Source organism: Mesorhizobium sp. CA10, assembly GCF_020165285.1.
Taxonomy (GTDB): domain Bacteria; phylum Pseudomonadota; class Alphaproteobacteria; order Rhizobiales; family Rhizobiaceae; genus Mesorhizobium.
In genome coordinates, this window is record NZ_JAIUHV010000006.1 from 143,293 (window position 1) to 160,830 (window position 17,538).

The following is a 17,538-nucleotide window of genomic DNA, read 5'->3' on the forward strand; positions in this document are numbered from 1 at the left end:
GATGCGCGCGCTGCGGCTGGGCACGTCCTGGGGAGGTTTGTTGTCGGGGCCTTTGGCCTGGGCAATCTCGACGCAGCTGAACTATTCGCTCGTGCACTGGCAGTGCAATCGCCAGGTTCAGGTCGTGCTCCCGGTGGCGCTGTTGCTCGCGCTGTTTTCGCTGCTCGGCGGCGCGCTATCATGGCGGGCGAAGCGGCAAGGCGGCGCCGCCTTCAAGCCCGAGCGCACGCGCAGCACCGAGCGTTTCGTCGCCGATCTCGGCATGCTCGCGGCGCTGCTGTTCGCCCTCGTCATCCTCATGCAGGGCAGCGCGGCGCTTATTCTCGACGAGTGCCTGCGATGAGCCTCGAGGCCTTCTTTTCGACCTCGATCTGCTATGGCGCCGGCGCGCCCGAGGCCGGATGGACGTTGGCGTTTCCCATCACGCTTCCCTTGGCTGGACTCGCGCTCATCTATGGGATCGGCGCAAGCCGGCTATGGCGCCGCAGCGGCCGGGGCCGACCGGAGCGGCTACGACAGGCTCTGTTGTTCGCGGCCGGTTGGGGCGTGTTGACCGGAGCGCTGGTCAGCCCGATACACGCGCTCGGCGAGCGCGTGTTCTCAGCCCACATGATCGAGCACGAGTTGCTGATGGCCGTAGCGGCGCCGCTCCTTGTCGCCGCCTGCCCCGGCGCGGCCTTGATGTGGGCATTGCCGGCCAAACTTCGCCGAGGGACAGGAAAGCTCACCCACGGCAAGGTGCTGCAGGCGCTCTGGGCCCTCGCCGCGCGCCCGCTCAACGCGACAGTCATTCATGGGGTAACGATCTGGATCTGGCACATTCCCAGCCTGTTCGAGGCAGCACTTCAGCAGGGCGTACTGCATTATGCGCAGCACGCGAGCTTCCTCGGCACCGCCTTGCTGTTCTGGTGGGCACTTCTGCCGCGCTCTGGTCGACAGCAAACCTGTGGCAGCTCCGTCATGCATCTTTTCTTCACCTCGCTGCATACCGGCCTGCTCGGCGTTCTGCTGCTGCTATCGCCAAAACTCTGGTATCCGGCGAATGCCTCCGGCGCGGCGCTCTGGGGCCTGAGCCCGATCGAGGACCAGCAACTCGCCGGGCTAGTAATGTGGGTTCCGGCCGGCTTGATCTATGGCGGAGCGGCCTTGCTGCTCGCCGGCCTTTGGATAAGCAACAGTGGAACCAGGGAGGCAACGCATGCGCTCCGACCTGGCTAGGCTGATCGGCGGCGCCCTTGCCGCGATCCTCCTGCTGGCCGCCGCAGTCGGCGCGGCGGCCTTATGGACCGACCGGCGCGAGCGCGTCCGGCACGAGTCGGATGTGGCGACCGGCGGCGTGGGCGCACGCGCCATTCCGATCATGGCCGCGAATGGCTGTTCCGGCTGCCATACGATTCCTGGCGTGCCGGGAGCGCAAGGCCAGGTCGGGCCGCGCCTCGACGGCAGCCTAGCCGGCCGTGTCTATATCGGCGGCGTTGTGGCAAACAGTCCGGAGAACCTGATCCGCTGGATCCGGTCGGCAAGGGAAATCAACCCGCACACCGCCATGCCGTCGACAAGGATCACCGAGCAGCAGGCCCGCGATATCGCGGCCTATCTCTATGCCCTCAGATAATCAGCCTTCGCCGCCGCGCCGGGACCACAAGCCGCGGCCCGGATCGTAGCCGACCACCGCCGCCAGGAAGAATGCCCCAAGGCAGGCGACAACGACGAGCATGGAAACCACATCGAACCGAAGGTAGAGCGCGAAGCGGATCAGTTCGACCGCCGAGCTGAATGGGTTCCAGGCGGCGATCGTCGCCAGCACCGGGCCGGCTTCGGCGAGCCGCCAGATCGGATAGAGCGCCGTCGAGGCAAAGAACATCGGGAAAATGACGAAGTTCATCACGCCGGCGAAGTTCTCCATCTGGGTCGAGATCGAGGACACCAATAGGCCGAACGCACCGAGCATCAGACCCGACAGCACGAGCGCCGGAAACACGGCAACATAGCCCAGGATCGGCGGCCGCACGTCCCAGAAGCGCGCCACGAAGAGGAACAGGTAGACCAGCGGCAGGCCGACGATCACGCTGGCCAGCAGGCGCGCGGCAAGCAGGTACCAGCGCGGCAAAGGTGCCGTCAGCAGCAGGCGCATGCTGCCCATCTCGCGGTCGTAGACCATGGCCAGCGAGCTTGCCATGGCATGAAACAGCAGCATCATGGCCACCAGCCCGGGCACAACATAGACCTCGTAGAGGACATAAGTCTGGTAAGGCGGCGTGATCGACAGGCCGAGTACCGAGCGGAAGCCGGCGGCGAAGATCGCCAGCCAGACAAGCGGACGGACCATCGCGGAGAACAGGCGCGCGCGCTGCCGCAGCGTGCGCAGCATTTCCCGCTGCAAGATGCCGTGGAGCGCCCGCAATGCGTGATACGTCTTCATGGCGAACCCGTCAGCAAGGCGAATGCCTCCGCGATGCTTTCGACCCCAAGCTCGGGAGAGATGCGATCAGCGCGACCGGCCCAGCGCACCCTGCCCTGATCCAGCACGACGATGTCGTCATCGGCTCCCACTTCTTCGAGGAAATGCGTCGCCCACACAACGGCAATGCCGCGCTCGCGGCAAAGCTCTCTCACATGCCGCTCGAGCGCGCGCCGTCCCGGCACGTCGAGCCCGGCGGTCGGCTCGTCGAGCAGCAGCAGGCGCGGACCATGCATCAGCGCCCTTGCGATCTCCACGCGTCGGCGCTGACCGCCGGACAGCGCGCGGGCGGGATGATCGATCCTGTCCAGCACTCCCAGGCGGCTGAGTTCCTCCCTGGAGCGCTGCTTGCTCAGGTCTGTAGGAAGCCCGTACAGGGCCGCGTGGTAGCGCAGGTTCTCCCCCACCGTCAGGTCGAGATCGAGCGTCGGCAGTTGGAAAACGATGCCCATTTGCGCGAGCGTGGCGGATGGGTTCGCCTCCATCGCCTGGCCAAAGACATGCACAGATCCTGCCCGCGCGTGATAGAGACCAGTGATCAGCGAGAACAAAGTCGTCTTGCCGGCCCCGTTGCGTCCAAGCAGGACGCACATCCTCCCTTCAGCCACAGCGAACGAGACCCCCTGGAGAACCCGCCGGCTTCCGAAACTGTGGCCCAGCTCCTCGACCGACAGCGCGTTCATGGGCCGATCACGACGCCCCATGGGCCGCGCCCCACCGGCAGCGATTTCACCACCTCCTGATTCTCCAGGTCGATGAAGGAGACATCGCCCGAGTTGCCGTTGGCGCTGATCAGGCGCTTCTGGTCGTCCGAGAGCGCAACATGCCATGGCCGCTGGCCGACAAGGTAGAGGCGCCGGACCGTCAGCGTCTTGGTATCGACCTCGGCAATCCTGTTGGCCGGACCGAGCGCTACATAGGCGCTCGCGCCGTCGCGCGACATCACGATACCGACCGCCTGCACGCCCTCGCGCCGAATACCCGGCACCTCGAACTCGATCTTGCCCGTTTGAGCGCGCGTCGCGGCGTCGAACACCGTGGCGGTGCCGCGGATTTCGGACGACACCCACAATTGCTTGCCGTCCGGCGAGAACGCCGCCGCGCGCGGCCGCGTGTCGATGAGCAGGTTGTCGATGAGCTCGAGCGTGGCGGCATCGATAAGATGGACCATGCTCGTGGTCTCGGAGGTGCAGGCGACCGTTCGGCCGTCGGCACTAACCGCCATACCTTCCGGCTCCACCCCGACATCGACGGTGCCGATAACCTTGGCCGCCGCGATATCCACGACCGAAACCAGATTGTCCTTCTCATTGGCCACAAAGAGCCGTTTGCCATCCGGGTGGACGACGAAAAATTCCGGATCGGCGCCGGAAGGCGATCGACCGACCACCTGCCGCTTGGCGAGATCGACCATGTCGATGCGGTTATCGTCGCCTTCGGCAACGAACAGCGTCTTCTTGTCGATCGAAAGCGCCATTCCGCGCGGACGCCGGCCGACTTCGATCGTGTCCTGAAGGGTCATGGTCGCCCCGTCGACGACCGCGACGGTGTTGTCCTGCTCGTTGGAAACGTAAATCGTCTCCGCCCCGGCGGAAGGAGCGAGGATCAACATCGAAAGGACGAGCGCGATCAGAACTTGCACGTGCTCTCCTCCAGATCGACGCCCAGAGTGTCCAGCGTCGTACGCTGGTGAAGGAAGCCCGGCTGTGGCGAACTCGAGACGAGCAGGCGAGGGCCAGCGATAAGGATGGGCTGGCGCATCTGCCCGTCCCACGGACGGAAACTCAGCCCCTGTCCCTTGAAGCCGGCGAGAAGGAAATCGTCGCTGCGCAGATAGTTTCCGATCGCGGTCGGATCGAGACTGTGCAGCCGCGTTGCCGCCTCGCCAACGCTTCTGACGGCAAGCCAGGCGGCGTAGTCGCTGGGCAGCATCCAGCGCCCGGCCAGCTTGTGGAAGCGATCCTGGAGCTGCGTGGCGCCCCACTCCTCGTTGACCGCACTCCAGCCGGTTGCGACCAGCCCTTGCGTCCCGGCCACCGGCCTCGGAAGAGCGGTGCGCCCCTCGAGATAGGCGCCGAATTCATCGGCTTCGTCGGCTGCGACCAGAACATCATAGTCGCTGACTTGCGTGGCGGCCGGGATCTCGGTCTGCAGCGTGACGTGCCCCGTGTCCGCGCGGCCATTGGCGGGCCGGAACGTCCAGGGCTGGTCGACGGTGATTTCCGCTCCGAAGCGCGTCGCGGCGCGCCGGAAGGCAGCCGCCAGCGCCTGATCCTGCGGATGCGGGCCGACCAGCAGGAACCAGTGCTGCCAGCGTTTCCAGATCAGATATTGCGCCAGGGCGTCGGCGAGCATGGCGTGGCTCGGAATTGTGTGCAGCACGTTCTTGCGGCAATCCTCCTGACGCAGGCGATCATCGGGTGCGCGGCTGTTGAACAGCGTCATCCGCTCGGCGCCAGGAGCTGCGCTCGCCTGCAGCAATTGGGGGGCATCCAGATCGGCAACCACAAAGCTGATGCCGGCGGCGGCGAATTCCTTGATCGCTTCGGCTGGCGTCTCGCCGACCTTGAGGATGGCTTGCTGCAACCGGAATTGCTGGCCGAGAAAGCGGCCGGTGCTGGCATCGTCGGCGATGCCGAGCCGGGCACCTTGCAGGCCGTTGTCGGTGACGACCTCGTCCAGCGGCCCGAGGGGCAGAGGTGGTTTGCGCTGTTCGCCGAGATAGCCGATCACCAACGTCTGCGGCTCGGCCAGACCGGGCAGGGCCATGGCGAGCAGCATGAGAAACGTCAGCGCCAGCCGCATCCGGCTCAGGTCGGGCAAGCCAAGTCGGATGTTCAATATCGGCATGGGCACTCCAGGATGGGAGCGACCCTAATGTTTTGAAAGAAGGAATGTTCCTGGATTCATGCCAACCGGGCCCGCCCCATTCAACCATCGGGGCGGGCCCAGCCTTCGACCGGTAGAGGGAGGACCGACCGCGACCCTAACAGCTGGAAATGCGGATTGTTCCTGGCGGTGGTCTTTCCAAGTCAGCGTTTCGCGCTGTCGCTGTCGGCGTCCGCCCGCGTCAGGAACTTTTGCGTGACTTGCGGCAGGTTGCTCTTCAACCACTCGGCCATGGCTTCTTCTTCGCGCAGGTTCTGTTCGCAAACACGGGCAATCTCAGCCTCGCCCGCGGCGTTGGCCGCGGCGATGAGGATCGTATAGGACGCGATTTCCATGTGCTCGAACGTGTAGCTCGCCAGAGAGCCTTTCATGACTTCGTCGCCGGCGAAGACGCCGCTGATCGACTGCGCTGTAGCGGTCAGCTTGCCGCCTGCGTCTTTCAACATGGAGGAACCTTCATCGAGGCCATCTAGGCAGGTTTTCAGTCGCCTCGCCTGCTCTTTCGTCTCTTCCAGATGGCTGCGAATTCGCTCGCTGAGTTCAGGGTAGCTCTCAATCCGGCTCAATTGCCCCGACAGCATCGTCTCTGCCTGTTCCTCCATGGCGTGAGCGTCCCTCAGCCATTGGACAAGCCATTCGCGCGATTCAGCCATTGCGGTGTCTCCATCTATCTGACGCCGCCCGAACCGAGGGAGGCGCGCATTGTTCCTTGAGTGTTGAAAAAGCGGCTACGATTTCCCGGACGAGGACGCGTCGGAATCGGAAAGTTTCTCGCGCACCGATTCGTCGGCCTTGTCGGCCGCGGCTTTGACGACCCCGCCGACCTTGTCGGCCAGCGTGCCCTCGCTCGACGCCTGCCGTCCGGCTTCGTCGCTTGCCGACTGGTAGGCTTCCGCCGCGACTTGCGTTGCGGTGTCGAGGCCTTCTTTCAAAGTGTCTTCGGCACTATCCCGAAGCCTCTCGCGATAGGTGCCCAATCGCTCGTCCTCGACCTCTGTGTGGGGCAGCATGGCGCCGATGGCAGCTCCGATGGCGAGGCCGACGGCAGCCACTGCGAGAGGCTGGTCCTCAAGCAAACTATGTGCCGAGCGGCTGGCACTCGTTGCCATATCGGCCGCAGCCGCCGCCGAGCTCACCAGTGTGTCGGCTGCGCTGCTTGCCACGTTCGACACTGTGCCGGCAGCTTCGTTAGCCATTCCCGAGACAGTTCCGGCCGCCCCGCTGGCCGCTTCGGCGACGGAGCCTGCCGCATCCGAGACGGTCGAACCTATTCCAGCGCCGAACGCTCCATGATCGAGGCCAGGACCGCGCCGCGTCACACCATCGGTACCAGCCGGGGTGGCGGAGGCGCCACTGCCCAACATCAGCCAGGCCAGGCCCGCGCCGATCACCGTCAGCGGCAATGGATTGTCCCGAACCTGGGCCTTCAGGTTGTGAAGCATTTCGGAGCCCGCGCCGCCTCTGAAATGCCCGGTGAATTCGTCAAAGAGCTGCCCGGGGGTCATCTTGTCGCGAATGGAGTCTGCGGTCGCCACCACTCTTGCGCGCGTGGCTTCCGCTTCGCGTTCGAGCTCTGCTGCGGATCTCTCGGTCATCTCGCTTGTTCCTTGATCACGTTCACGTCACGCTTGAGCTGTTCCCGTGTACGGTCCGGCGCGAGCTCGGAAGGCGCCATGCTCGCCATGCCGGTCCGCAACAGGATCACGCCAAGCACGGCCACGACCACGCCCACGAGCAAAGCGGACCACCCGGCGCCCAGACCAAGGCGGGCCAGAGCGATAACGAGCGCCTGCAACAAAACCAGCAGCGCAGCGAGCAGACATATCGCGCCGCCCAGCACCTCGACGGCGCCTGCGCCAGCCTTGGTCGCGTTCTCCGAGATCTCCGCTCTTAGGAGCCTCGCCTCCGTTTGCACGAGCGTGCTCACCTGTTGCGCCAGATCGGCGACCAATGTGCCGAGACTTGGATTATCGTGAGTGCTCATTTCTTCAGCTCCGCTGCCTTGCCGGGTATGCCGCCGTCGGAACCCCAATTTGAGGGAGCGCTATCCCGTCGTGCACTCCTTCCCAGGCCGGTTTGTCCGGAATGTTCAGGCTTGGCCGCGGCCTGCGTCGGGCGGCGCGTGCCGGGCGGCGAAGCCTTCATGAAGCGGCCGAGTGCCAATCCCGCCAAAACCGAACCGGCAAGAAGCGCTCCAGGATTCTCGCGGCCAAAGGACTGAACGTCTTCGAGCACTTGTCCGAACGGCTTCTCCTTCAACGAGGAGGACAGCCGCTCTAGCCCGCTTGCGGCCTCCTGCATGAACTTCGAGGCCGCACTCTGGTCGCTGTTAGCCAAGTGATCGCTCGCGGCGCGCAGGGCGCCGCCGAAAACCGACAGGCTCGATCCGATATCGCGCTGGGTCTGCTCGGCCTTTTCGGAGACGGCCTGCTGGGCTTCGGCGGCATACGCTCCAGCCCTGCGGGCGACCTCGTCGCGGGCATCGTGGAGAGCTTCGCCGGCGCTTTGGGTTTCTTGCTGGATCCGGTCGGAAACTTCCTCCTTCGCCTTGGCGAAGTCGGACTCGGGGCCTCGATCATCCTCGCGCTGCATGGTGCCTCCTAGTGAAAGCCGAGGAAGGAAAGCACGGCGAGCACAACGACGATCAGTCCGATGAGATAGATGACACTGTTCATGGTGCAGCCTCCTCGATGCAGTCCGAACTTCCGGCCGGCTACGATGTTCCCCTGGACGAGCAGCTTTTTAGCGAGCTCTCATTTGCCCTTGGGCTTTGCCCTCAAAGCGGCAAGCTCCTCGTCTGGGCAAAGCAGCCTGGGGCGTGTCGGATCGGAAATATCGATCTTGTCCCAGGGAATGCGATAAAGGCCCTCGCGGCGCCTCAGCGCGAAGAAGTCGAGCAATGCAGCGCCGACAGTCGAAGCGGACAAGCGCTCGAATGCGGCGAAGATGCCGACATGAAATTCGGTGGCGACGAGGTCGTCGCCGTCCCGCTCCGCGATGATCTCCTCGATGTAGCCGATGCTCTTGCCGCGCTCGGAGAATACGGGCCTGCCGGCAAGATGCTCGAGATTTACAGTCGCCATCCTCAGGCTCCCGGGATTCGGCCGACGACATGTTCGCGCAGCCAGTCCTGCCAGGCGAAGATCTTGGTGCGGCGCACGTCGATGTCGAATTCGATGTCGACACCGATGTCGCGCACCTTGTGCCACGCGATCCGGTGCGGCCGTGCCTGGCGCTTGCCGCCAAGCTTTGCCGCGAGCCGCGCGGTCCATCGGCCGGGTCGCGCGCCAAGCCGACGCGCCAGCGCGATCGAGCCAAGCTCGATCGCAATGACCCTGGGCGGCTTACCCGGCCTCAGCTCGGCGACTAGGCCATCAACCTTGCCGATCTTGACCTGCTCGCGATCGACGACCTGCTTGTCCAATATATCGCGCAGCAGCTGCATCAGGTGCCTCCGAATATCTGCAGCGGAATGGTCACCACCGCCAGCACGAAGCCGAGCGCGATAACGAAGATCACGGCCGCGTTCGAAACGACGCCGTTGCGATGCTTGCCGACATAGCGGTCGTCGTTCAGCAGGAAAAGGAACGGCACGACCGTCAGCGGCAGGCTGGCCGCGGTCAGCGCCATCGAGAAGATGGTGAGCTTCAAGGCGTCAAGACCGAGCGCTATCGGGACGGCGGCGAGGAAGAGCGTCAATGTGTAGACGAGGCTGAATCCGGGATCATCGCGCGGCTTGAGATCCTCACCCCAGTTCCAGCCGAACCCCTGCGCGACGAGATAGGCTTGCTGCAGAGCCACTTCGAGGGCGGCGCCGAAGCAGGCGATGGCCAGCGAAGCAACGAAGAGGACAAAACCCCAGAACCCGAATATCGGGATCAGCATCAGCGGGAGCTGGTTGTAGTCGTCCACTTCGGTAACGCCATGAGCGCCCAGCACGAGCGCGGCCACGATGAGCACGCCCACGGAGATCGTGCCACCGAAGCTCATGCCGAGGCCGGCAATCGCTCGATTGGTGCCGAGATAGCTCTTGTCCCACCGATCCTCGATCGCGCCCGAGGAATAGAACATGAAGAGGTAAGGCGAGATCGAGGCGCCGAGGATGCTGACGGCCATGAACCAGTATTTTGCCGTGTCGTGGTGCGGCAGGCTGGGCACGGCGCCGACAGCCACCCCTTTCCATTCAGGGCGCAGCATCACGGCCGCGACGACGAAGCAGAGGGTGACGAGGCCAAGCATCGACACCCCTTTCTCTATGAGGCCGAACGTGCCCTTCCACAGCAGCAGCCACGCCAGGAAAGCGACCGGCAAGGCCCACCACTGGAAGCTGATCCCCGTGGCAAGCTCGGCGGCGACGGCAACACCGCCTATCTCGGCGGAAAGCACCAGGAAGTTGACCAGCAAGACTGCAAGCAGCGGCCAGATGAACGCATTGAAGCCGAACCTCTCGCGGATGCCGTCGGCAATGGTGTGATGGCTGACCGCGGCGAAGCGACCGGCCATCTCGACCAAGAAGATGATGCAGACGGTGCCAAGTACAATGGCCCAGATGAGCTGGTAGCCAAACAATGCGCCGGCCTGCGCCGCCGTCGCCATCGACCCGACCTCCAGGAAGCCGCCGACGCTGGTCACGACACCAAGCGAGATCTCCAGCAACTTCTTCATCGGCCCGGCGAGAAATAGTTTCGATAGGCTGTTGCGAGATCGCCTTGCGCGGCGCGAAGTTCCTGCTGCGCCTCGCCGGCCTCGGCGTGCCGTCCGGCCTCGACCGCGTTCTTGGCCCGCTTTGCCGCGGTCGACAACCGGCTGAGAGCCTTTGCCAGCGCATCCCGCTTTGCCTCGTCGGACGGAGACGCCGATTCCACTTGCCGGCCGGAGTCGGCGAGTGTCTCGGCAAACGATTGCAATGCAGAGGATGCGTAGCGTGAGGGCGCCGCGCCGGCGAGCCAGGCATCACTCACCAGCACAGCCGCCTGCGCCGTCGATGCTGCAAGCTTCGCTTGCTGGTCGACGGTTTCAGACGAGGAACAGGAGGCAACCGCCAGCGCCAGTAGAGGCAGGAAGACCCGGCACGGCCGGGCAACGGTGCGCAACATCTTCCCCTCTTTGCAATCGCTTGAAGTCACGAGGGATAAAGCCGCAGCCACGGGAAAGTTCCTCCGTGTCGGGATTTGCGGCACTGCGGCTGGCCCGTTTCCATGCCCTGCCTAGCTTTACAAAATTTGCCCCTGGCATAGGCATGCTACGCCGCCGATTGCCTGCTGCAGGGTGCATGGCTGGTTCTCCGTTGGGAGCGAGCCGAACCTCGGCCATGACATTGTTCCGTGGAGCTCGGACTCAATCAGACCGACCGGCTTGGCTCCGCCCTGTCACCGACGCTGGTAAGTGCCGCAATCTTATCGATCATGGCTAGGACCGCCTCAGGCCTGCTTTGATGCACCATGTGCCCGGCGTCCGGCACGATATCGACCAGCGCCTGGCTTATCTCGGATTGCAGGCGCACTGCCTCGGCCTTGGCATCGAACAGCTGGTCGCCCGCGCCGGCAATTATCCCGACAGGGACGGCGATGTCGGCATATCGGCGATTTGGGAAGAGTGCCGATGCCAGCATCAGAAAGGGTTCAGCGGATATGGAGCGCAGCTGCGAGGGCCGGCTCGCCAATCCTCTTGTCATCGCCGCAAAAGGCATCGCGACCGTTGCCGGATGAAAAATCTGCTTCATCGCCCAATGCCAGTTCAGCCTGACCAGCGAAGGCAGCAAAGCGTGGCGCAGCACCGTCCCGAGCAGTGGAACCGCCGGCAGCGCAGAAATGGCAAGGGCCAGTCTCGGCGACGGGTAATGATAGCCGGCGACGACAACGACGCCAGCTACCGACCGGCGATGCCGGCGCGCCATCTCGAGCGCCACCGCTGCACCCCAGGAATGGCCGACAACCATGTAGCGCCCGATGCCGAGTTTCGCGACCGCGGCATCGATGACGTCGGCCTGGGCAGCTGCGGTCCAAGGTCTGCCGGCCGGGCGTGGACTCATGCCGAAGCCGGGCCTGTCGAAGGCAAGTACGCGATATCTGGCGGCGGCTCTGCCGAAGATGCCGCTTGTCGTGAAGTCTTCCGCCGAGGCGCCATTGCCGTGCAACAGCAGAAGCGGTTGCCCATTGCCCGCCTCCAGGAAATGCAGCTTCGTTCCCCGGAGATGGATGAAGCGCCCGAGCGGACGTGCGGCCAACGCCCGTCGCGCAAGCTGGCCATTGTACAGGGACAAGCCAACCGCTGCCGCCGCAAGCAACAGAAGCAGGTTCTTCCTGAACTTTGCCGTCATCGTTGGAAATCAGGCGGTGTGGCGGAGCAGGCGACTTTACAGCCGCCCTGCTCGCTATCAGGCCGACCCTTTCTGAGGCAGCTCGGTCTCTTCCTCGACTTGGTCGCGCAGGCTCTGCTCGGCCTCCTTCTTATCAGCCCCGGCCGACGGCTTTTGCCGGGCGAGCTCGCGATCCACAATCTTGCGCGAGCCTTCAACCGGATCTTCCTGCGGCGAATCCCTGTCCGCTCCTGTTTGCTGGCCGGTCCGATCGCTGCTTGGGGTTGATCGCGCGGGATCGTCGTTTTGGCGGGGCTTCGTCATTGAGCACCTTCTCCGCTTTCATCGGATGTCTGCTGACTTCGGATGTCTGCTGACTTCCGGGCAGGTTGGAAGCCGGCCAAACCTCTGTGGCCGGCCTTTGTTCCGTGGGGCGTGGGATCGGCCTCGTTACTGCTCCGCAGCCGGGAGAAGCACCAGCCTCTTGCAGCAAATGTGGTTGAGGCTGAACCGCTGCACTTCTACAAGTGCGGCGAGCGTCCGGTCGCGTCCTGCGTCCGCCTCGCGACGAAGGAACCATGACGCGCCACTCTCAACTTAGTCTTTGGAATTCGAAGCGCTAACGCAGGCAGCTTCGAAACTGTCGAAGGATCACGGCGGAACGCTGGAAAGCTTGGTGACCTCCCTGTTCGAAGCGCTGCGCGAAGGAGAGACTTGCCCAAAGACGGTTCTGGACGCGGTAATTTCGACGCTGACCAAGGAGAACCGCTAGACTAGACAGCCGGCTTGCCGGAGCCCTCGGCATCATCCTGTTCAGGCTCGACATCTTCCAGGGCATCGATGACAGGCGCCAGCGAATTCTCGTGATCAGCACTGGATTCCGACCCTCTGTTTTCCTCGCCGGCTTTGTCTAGTGCACGTTGGATGGCGTCCTCAATGTTGCCCACCTCCTGCTCGCGCACCTCGCGACCGTAGCCGGCGGCATCGGCGTCTTGCTCGAATTGCTGCGCCAGCATCGCAACGCTGATCTCGGTGTCGGTCGGCAAGTTGCCGACATTCTCTGCCAGCCAGCTTCGCAGGAATTCCTTTGTCGCGTTCATGGAGCACCTCCTCCTCGACGCGAGATAACTGGACGGGGACGCCGATGTTCCGCAAATCCGAAACGGCGGGGAATGGACGGATCGCTGCACGGTGGGGAGCTTGAACACTCTGGGGAGACACTCGATGGCTTTCCACGGCGAGAGCGCTTGAAACGAGGGGACGTTCCCGCCTCGAGCTAGGTTCCAGCCCAACGTATCCAGCGGGAACCCGGATTGCGCTCAGCCGTTCGCAGGCATGGCAACATTGCAGCTTCGAGAAGCGCTGACCAAAGTCGGCACACTGACGTCCCGACCGGCGGCCTTTTTGATTTTGGGCGGCTACACTCTTGCTTGGTACGTCTTCGAGCGGGAGACACTTGACTGGCACGGCGCCGCGACGCTGATCACCTGGGCAATGACGCTGTTTATTCAAAGGGCCGAGCATCGCGACACCCAAGCATTGCAGGCGAAACTCGATGAGCTGATCAAGGCGAACGCCAAGGCTCGCAACGAGATCGCCGGAATGGACGACAAAGAGCCGGAGGAAATCGAGCGGATGCGCGATGTCGGACGAGGCGGAAGTTGACGTCTCCTCAACCGGACTGCCTTCGGAGCTAAGTCGTTGTGAGCACGGCGCCAGCGATGATGACACTCTTGTCGGAACTTCGGGTCCCCGGGCGGATTAGGAAGAGTGCCGCAGGCGCATCCCTACACCCAAGGAGGACCTAAGATGCCGAAAAAAGCTTCGTCCGCGACCTCGAACGGCTTGGAAAGCCTGTTCCTGGACGGACTAAAAGACATTTATTACGCTGAAAAAAAGATCCTGAAGGCTTTGCCAAAGCTGGCGAAAGCAGCACAGTCCGAAAAGATAAGCGCCGCTTTCGAAAAGCACCTCAAGGAAACTGAAGACCAGGTGGACCGCCTGGAACAAGTCTTCGACATGCTCGGCAAGCCGGCCAGGGGCAAGACCTGCCCTGCTATCGACGGAATCATCGAGGAGGGCTCGGAAATCCTCGAAGAGTACAAGGACGAGCCGGCGCTTGACGCAGGGCTGGTTGGCGCCGCGCAAGCGGTCGAGCATTATGAAATCGCACGCTACGGCACGCTGATCGCATGGGCCGAACAGCTCGGTCTCAAGGATGCTCTTCCGCTGCTCCGACAAACGTTGAAGGAAGAATCGGCAACCGACGAGGCGCTCAACGCTCTTGGCGAGAGCGACGCCAATCAACGTGCTTTGCAGGCGGCCTAGCAAAGTGGACCACTTGGCCCTAACGGCCGTCGATCTTATGGTTGCAGAAGGAGAACTCGATGAAGAAGACCTGGAAGAAACCAACCATGTGTCAGGTGGCGGCGGGCTTCGAGATATCGCGATATCTGCCTGCTGAAATCCGGCCGAAAAAGTAGCCCGTGAATTTGCATGCCCTGCTCAACGGGGCATGCAATTCTTTGCGATATCAGAAGACGCGGACGCAATCGACCGCAGCCGTAAAAGTGGCGCCGGTCAGTTGGCCCGCTGGGCATGCATTGCCATGCGCGTGAAGATCGTCGGATCGGCGGCGGGAGGCGGCTTTCCGCAGTGGAATTGCAATTACCGCCTGAGCCGCGCGGCCCGCGCGGGCATGCCCGGCGTGCGTTCGCGAACCCAATCCTCCATCGCCGTATCGGCGGACGGGACAGGTTGGGTCCTCTTCAACGCGTCGCCCGATATCCGCCAGCAGATTGCGCAAGCGCCCGAGCTTCAGCCCGCGGCCGACGCACCGCTGCGCTCGACGCCTATCCGCGCGGTGGTGCTGACCAATGCCGACGTGGACCATGTCGCCGGCCTGCTCAGCCTGCGTGAGCGGCAGCCTTTCGCGATCTATGCGACCGCGCAGGTGCTCGCGACACTGGCGGCCAATTCGATCTTCAATGTCCTTGATCCGGCGATCGTGCCACGGCGTCTCTTGGCGCCGACACAGGAAATGGCAATCTGCGGCGCGGACGGCCACCCGACCGGCGTGATCGTCCGCAGCTTTCCGGTGCCGGGCAAAATAGCGCTCTACCTCGAGCAAAGAGGCGATCCCGCCGCCGATTTCAGCTCGGACACCGGCGACACGATCGGCGTCCGCATCAGCGAGAACGGCGGTCGTGCCGCGGTTTTCTACGTTCCGGGCTGCGCGCGCATCCATGCCGCGCTGCGCGCGCGCCTGGCCGGTGCTGCCTGCCTTCTGTTCGACGGCACCGTCTACACGGACGACGAGATGATCACGGCCGGCGTCGGCCAGAAAACCGGCGCGCGCATGGGGCACATCGCAATGTCCGGAGAAGCAGGTTCGATCGCCGGCCTCGCTGATGTGAAGATCGGTCGCCGTATCTTCATCCACATCAACAACACCAATCCTGTTCTGGACGAGAATTCCGCCGAACACGCGGCGGTCAAGGCGGCTGGCTGGGAAGTCGCCAGCGATGGCATGGAGCTTGAATTGTGAGCGATTTCCACGACGCGGCCCGAGGCGGACTGTCCAAGAACGAGCTCGAGGCCGTGCTGCGGCAGGTCGGCGACGAGCGCTATCATAACCGCCATCCTTTCCATCACAGGATGACCGGCGGCGCCTTGTCGAAGGTCGAAATGCAGGCCTGGGCGCTGAACCGTTATTGCTATCAGGCCGTCATTCCGCGCAAGGACGCCATGATCCTGGCGCGTGCCGAGGATCCGGCGTTTCGCGCCGCCTGGCGCAAGCGCATCGAAGACCATGACGGTGATGACGGCTGGAGCGGCGGCATCGCGCGCTGGCTGCACCTGGCGAGCTCTCTTGGGCTCGATGCCGAAGCCGTCAAGGGCGAAAAGCTGGCCCTGCCGGCGACCCGTTTCGCCGTCGGCGCCTATCTTTCCTTCTGCACGAACCATACGCTGCTCGAGGCGGTCGCGTCATCGCTGACCGAGATGTTCTCGCCGACGATCATTGGCGAGCGGGTGCCGGCGATGCTGGCCAGATACGACTACATCACCGAGGATACGCTGGCCTATTTCAGCCGGCGGCCCAAACAGGCATCGCGCGACGCCGACTTCGCCCTCGCCTATGTGCTGGCCCATGCCGACACGGCCGAACGCCAGCAGCAGGCGATCGATGCGCTGGTGTTCAAATGCGACATACTCTGGGCCATGCTCGATGCGCTCCAGCATGCTTACGGCGCGCCGGGAAACATACCGCCCGGCGCCTTCCGCCCGGCGGCGGCCTCATGACGGCACTACGGGAAAGAGCCATCGTGTCGTTGCGGTCGGCGCCATCGCTGCCCAGGCATGTGCGCATCCAGTACGATCCCGTGCGGCAGGCGTTCGCCGTGCTTTCGCCGGAGAAGGTATTCTGGCCGAACGAGATCAGTCTCGACATACTGCGCCGCTGCGACGGCCGGTCCACGGTCGAGCGCATCATCGCCGATCTTGCGGCCGACTATGACGCGGATCCGGAGGACGTGGCGGCCGACGTCATCGCCTTCCTGCAGGAATGGTCGGACAAGCTTTTGGTGAAGCTATGAACGCGCCCCTCCTGCCCCCGATCGGCATGCTGGCGGAACTGACGCATCGCTGCCCGCTGCAGTGCCCTTATTGCTCCAATCCGCTCGAGTTGCTGAAGGCCAACCACGAGCTCGACACGCAGATCTGGCTCGATCTGTTCTCGCAGGCCGCCGATCTCGGTGTCCTGCAGGTGCATCTTTCCGGCGGCGAGCCGACGCTGCGTCGCGACCTCGAGCAATTGATCGCCGGGCTTTCGGCGCGCGGCGTCTACACCAACCTCATCACCGCCGGCATCGGCATTGCTGAGGGCCGCATCGAGGCCTTTGCCGAAGCCGGTCTCGACCACCTGCAACTAAGCTTCCAGGGCGCCCGTCCGGCGACCACCGACCGTATCGGCAACCACCGGGGCAGCCACGAGAAGAAGCTGGAGACGGCACGCCGCGCCCGCGCGGCCGGGCTGCCCCTCACCATCAATGCGCCGGTCCATCGCCACAACATCGAGGAAGTGCCGGAATTCATCGATCTCGCCCTCTCCTTGGATGCGGAGCGGCTGGAGATCGCGAACGTCCAATATGCCGGTTGGGCGCTCGCCAACCGCGACAGGCTGATGCCCGACCTGGCGGCGGTCAACCGGCAGGCGGACATCGTCACGGCGGCACGCGAAAGGCTCGCCGGAATCATGAACATCGATTTTGTCACGCCGGATTATTTTGCCGTGTATCCCAAGCCATGCATGGGGGGCTGGGCGCGCGACGCCTTCATGGTCGCGCCCGACGGCACCGTGTTGCCGTGCCATGCCGCCCAGACCATTCCCTCGCTGCGCTTCGAGCGCTTCGGAGACCGCAGGCTCGCCGAAATCTGGGCCGACTCACCGGCATTCAGCGCCTTCCGCGGCACCGACTGGATGCAGGAGCCGTGCCGAAGCTGCGAGCGGCGTGAGATCGATTGGGGCGGCTGTAGGTGTCAGGCGATGGCGATCGCCGGCGATGCGGCGGCAACGGATCCGGTGTGCATCAAGTCAGGGGCACATGCGCGCATGGCTGTGCTGGTCGACGGAACGCGACGCAGCGTTGCCAACACCGCTGAGAACAAAGCATTCATCTATCGCCGGATAGGAGTCGTGAATGAAATCGCGTGACATTGGTCTGCGGAATGATCGCGCGGATACCGGGATCATTTAGACAACCTACAAAGCGTCACCCAGAGACACCTACACGCAATCGGCGAACGATTTCTATGAGGGTTTTACGCGAGGTTTTTCCTCTGACGCAGGCACAATGTAGCGAGCAACCAGCCGCTTGCCCACCCTGAACGC

General features: G+C 63.8%; 25 protein-coding genes. 10 read left to right on the forward strand and 15 right to left on the reverse strand.

All coding sequences use genetic code 11. The features are described from left to right. Position 1: 1 nt before the first annotated feature. From LB535_RS15065 to LB535_RS15075, 3 genes are read left to right on the forward strand one after another with little or no spacing between them, the layout of a single operon-like run. Complete coding sequence (locus LB535_RS15065; RefSeq protein WP_095768540.1) at positions 2 to 343, forward strand: hypothetical protein; 342 nt, start codon at positions 2 to 4, stop codon at positions 341 to 343. Next, a complete protein-coding gene (locus LB535_RS15070; protein ID WP_224632771.1) occupies positions 340 to 1,218 on the forward strand; it encodes a cytochrome c oxidase assembly protein in 879 nt (292 codons plus the stop codon). The genes LB535_RS15065 and LB535_RS15070 overlap by 4 nt, the downstream gene beginning before the upstream one ends. After that, positions 1,199 to 1,615 carry a c-type cytochrome gene (locus LB535_RS15075; protein ID WP_224632772.1) on the forward strand — a complete coding sequence of 139 codons (417 nt, stop codon included), beginning with the start codon at positions 1,199 to 1,201 and terminating at the stop codon, positions 1,613 to 1,615. Before LB535_RS15070 ends, LB535_RS15075 begins: the two co-directional genes overlap by 20 nt. Here LB535_RS15075 and LB535_RS15080 read toward each other — a convergent pair whose 3' ends face one another. The 15 genes from LB535_RS15080 to LB535_RS15150 all read right to left on the reverse strand — a co-directional run bounded on the left by LB535_RS15080 (position 1,616) and on the right by LB535_RS15150 (position 12,748). Beyond that, positions 1,616 to 2,422: an ABC transporter permease gene (locus tag LB535_RS15080; protein ID WP_224600531.1), complete on the reverse strand. Its 807-nt coding sequence runs from the start codon at positions 2,420 to 2,422 to the stop codon at positions 1,616 to 1,618. Then, positions 2,419 to 3,144 (reverse strand): ATP-binding cassette domain-containing protein, encoded by a 726-nt coding sequence (locus tag LB535_RS15085; RefSeq protein WP_224632773.1) that lies wholly within the window; start codon positions 3,142 to 3,144, stop codon positions 2,419 to 2,421. Before LB535_RS15085 ends, LB535_RS15080 begins: the two co-directional genes overlap by 4 nt. Then, positions 3,141 to 4,103, reverse strand: a complete 963-nt coding sequence (locus tag LB535_RS15090; RefSeq protein WP_224632774.1) for a PQQ-dependent catabolism-associated beta-propeller protein — start codon at positions 4,101 to 4,103, stop codon at positions 3,141 to 3,143. Before LB535_RS15090 ends, LB535_RS15085 begins: the two co-directional genes overlap by 4 nt. Beyond that, positions 4,091 to 5,311 (reverse strand): ABC transporter substrate-binding protein, encoded by a 1,221-nt coding sequence (locus LB535_RS15095; protein ID WP_224632775.1) that lies wholly within the window; start codon positions 5,309 to 5,311, stop codon positions 4,091 to 4,093. The genes LB535_RS15090 and LB535_RS15095 overlap by 13 nt, the downstream gene beginning before the upstream one ends. A 182-nt stretch (positions 5,312 to 5,493) precedes the next feature. Beyond that, complete coding sequence (locus LB535_RS15100; protein WP_095768533.1) at positions 5,494 to 6,003, reverse strand: ferritin-like domain-containing protein; 510 nt, start codon at positions 6,001 to 6,003, stop codon at positions 5,494 to 5,496. Between the two features lie 75 nt (positions 6,004 to 6,078). After that, positions 6,079 to 6,945 carry a DUF3618 domain-containing protein gene (locus LB535_RS15105; RefSeq protein ID WP_224632776.1) on the reverse strand — a complete coding sequence of 289 codons (867 nt, stop codon included), beginning with the start codon at positions 6,943 to 6,945 and terminating at the stop codon, positions 6,079 to 6,081. Further along, positions 6,942 to 7,334 (reverse strand): phage holin family protein, encoded by a 393-nt coding sequence (locus LB535_RS15110; protein WP_224632777.1) that lies wholly within the window; start codon positions 7,332 to 7,334, stop codon positions 6,942 to 6,944. The genes LB535_RS15105 and LB535_RS15110 overlap by 4 nt, the downstream gene beginning before the upstream one ends. Beyond that, a complete protein-coding gene (locus tag LB535_RS15115) occupies positions 7,331 to 7,942 on the reverse strand; it encodes a hypothetical protein (protein WP_224632778.1) in 612 nt (203 codons plus the stop codon). Before LB535_RS15115 ends, LB535_RS15110 begins: the two co-directional genes overlap by 4 nt. A 161-nt stretch (positions 7,943 to 8,103) precedes the next feature. After that, complete coding sequence (locus LB535_RS15120) at positions 8,104 to 8,433, reverse strand: PRC-barrel domain-containing protein (protein ID WP_224632779.1); 330 nt, start codon at positions 8,431 to 8,433, stop codon at positions 8,104 to 8,106. A 2-nt stretch (positions 8,434 to 8,435) separates the two neighbouring features. Then, on the reverse strand, positions 8,436 to 8,795 hold the full coding sequence (locus LB535_RS15125; RefSeq protein WP_224632780.1) for a hypothetical protein: 360 nt from the start codon (positions 8,793 to 8,795) through the stop codon (positions 8,436 to 8,438). Beyond that, positions 8,795 to 10,015 carry an NRAMP family divalent metal transporter gene (locus LB535_RS15130; protein WP_224632781.1) on the reverse strand — a complete coding sequence of 407 codons (1,221 nt, stop codon included), beginning with the start codon at positions 10,013 to 10,015 and terminating at the stop codon, positions 8,795 to 8,797. Before LB535_RS15130 ends, LB535_RS15125 begins: the two co-directional genes overlap by 1 nt. Then, the gene (locus tag LB535_RS15135) at positions 10,012 to 10,446 is read right to left on the reverse strand and encodes a hypothetical protein (protein ID WP_224632782.1); all 435 of its coding nucleotides are present in this window, start codon (positions 10,444 to 10,446) and stop codon (positions 10,012 to 10,014) included. Before LB535_RS15135 ends, LB535_RS15130 begins: the two co-directional genes overlap by 4 nt. Positions 10,447 to 10,691: 245 nt before the next feature. Continuing rightward, positions 10,692 to 11,669, reverse strand: a complete 978-nt coding sequence (locus tag LB535_RS15140) for an alpha/beta fold hydrolase (protein WP_224632783.1) — start codon at positions 11,667 to 11,669, stop codon at positions 10,692 to 10,694. Between the two features lie 57 nt (positions 11,670 to 11,726). Next, the gene (locus LB535_RS15145) at positions 11,727 to 11,972 is read right to left on the reverse strand and encodes a hypothetical protein (protein ID WP_095768528.1); all 246 of its coding nucleotides are present in this window, start codon (positions 11,970 to 11,972) and stop codon (positions 11,727 to 11,729) included. A gap of 449 nt (positions 11,973 to 12,421) precedes the next feature. Continuing rightward, positions 12,422 to 12,748, reverse strand: a complete 327-nt coding sequence (locus tag LB535_RS15150; protein WP_224632784.1) for a hypothetical protein — start codon at positions 12,746 to 12,748, stop codon at positions 12,422 to 12,424. A gap of 235 nt (positions 12,749 to 12,983) precedes the next feature. Between LB535_RS15150 and LB535_RS15155 the strand changes: the two genes are divergently transcribed. From LB535_RS15155 to pqqE, 7 genes are all read left to right on the forward strand, one after another. Next, on the forward strand, positions 12,984 to 13,313 hold the full coding sequence (locus LB535_RS15155) for a low affinity iron permease family protein (RefSeq protein WP_224523243.1): 330 nt from the start codon (positions 12,984 to 12,986) through the stop codon (positions 13,311 to 13,313). 144 nt (positions 13,314 to 13,457) lie between these two features. Continuing rightward, positions 13,458 to 13,976, forward strand: coding sequence for a ferritin-like domain-containing protein (locus LB535_RS15160; protein ID WP_095768525.1), 519 nt, complete (start codon positions 13,458 to 13,460; stop codon positions 13,974 to 13,976). Positions 13,977 to 14,035: 59 nt separating this feature from the next. Next, positions 14,036 to 14,131, forward strand: a complete 96-nt coding sequence (locus tag LB535_RS15165) for a pyrroloquinoline quinone precursor peptide PqqA (protein ID WP_108702850.1) — start codon at positions 14,036 to 14,038, stop codon at positions 14,129 to 14,131. A gap of 125 nt (positions 14,132 to 14,256) precedes the next feature. Beyond that, positions 14,257 to 15,195 carry a pyrroloquinoline quinone biosynthesis protein PqqB gene (gene pqqB / locus LB535_RS15170; protein ID WP_224632785.1) on the forward strand — a complete coding sequence of 313 codons (939 nt, stop codon included), beginning with the start codon at positions 14,257 to 14,259 and terminating at the stop codon, positions 15,193 to 15,195. Next, positions 15,192 to 15,950: a pyrroloquinoline-quinone synthase PqqC gene (gene pqqC / locus LB535_RS15175; RefSeq protein WP_224632786.1), complete on the forward strand. Its 759-nt coding sequence runs from the start codon at positions 15,192 to 15,194 to the stop codon at positions 15,948 to 15,950. The genes pqqB and pqqC overlap by 4 nt, the downstream gene beginning before the upstream one ends. A gap of 23 nt (positions 15,951 to 15,973) precedes the next feature. After that, positions 15,974 to 16,243, forward strand: coding sequence for a pyrroloquinoline quinone biosynthesis peptide chaperone PqqD (gene pqqD / locus LB535_RS15180; RefSeq protein WP_224523261.1), 270 nt, complete (start codon positions 15,974 to 15,976; stop codon positions 16,241 to 16,243). After that, on the forward strand, positions 16,240 to 17,361 hold the full coding sequence (gene pqqE, locus LB535_RS15185) for a pyrroloquinoline quinone biosynthesis protein PqqE (protein WP_224632787.1): 1,122 nt from the start codon (positions 16,240 to 16,242) through the stop codon (positions 17,359 to 17,361). Before pqqD ends, pqqE begins: the two co-directional genes overlap by 4 nt. Positions 17,362 to 17,538: the final 177 nt, after the last annotated feature.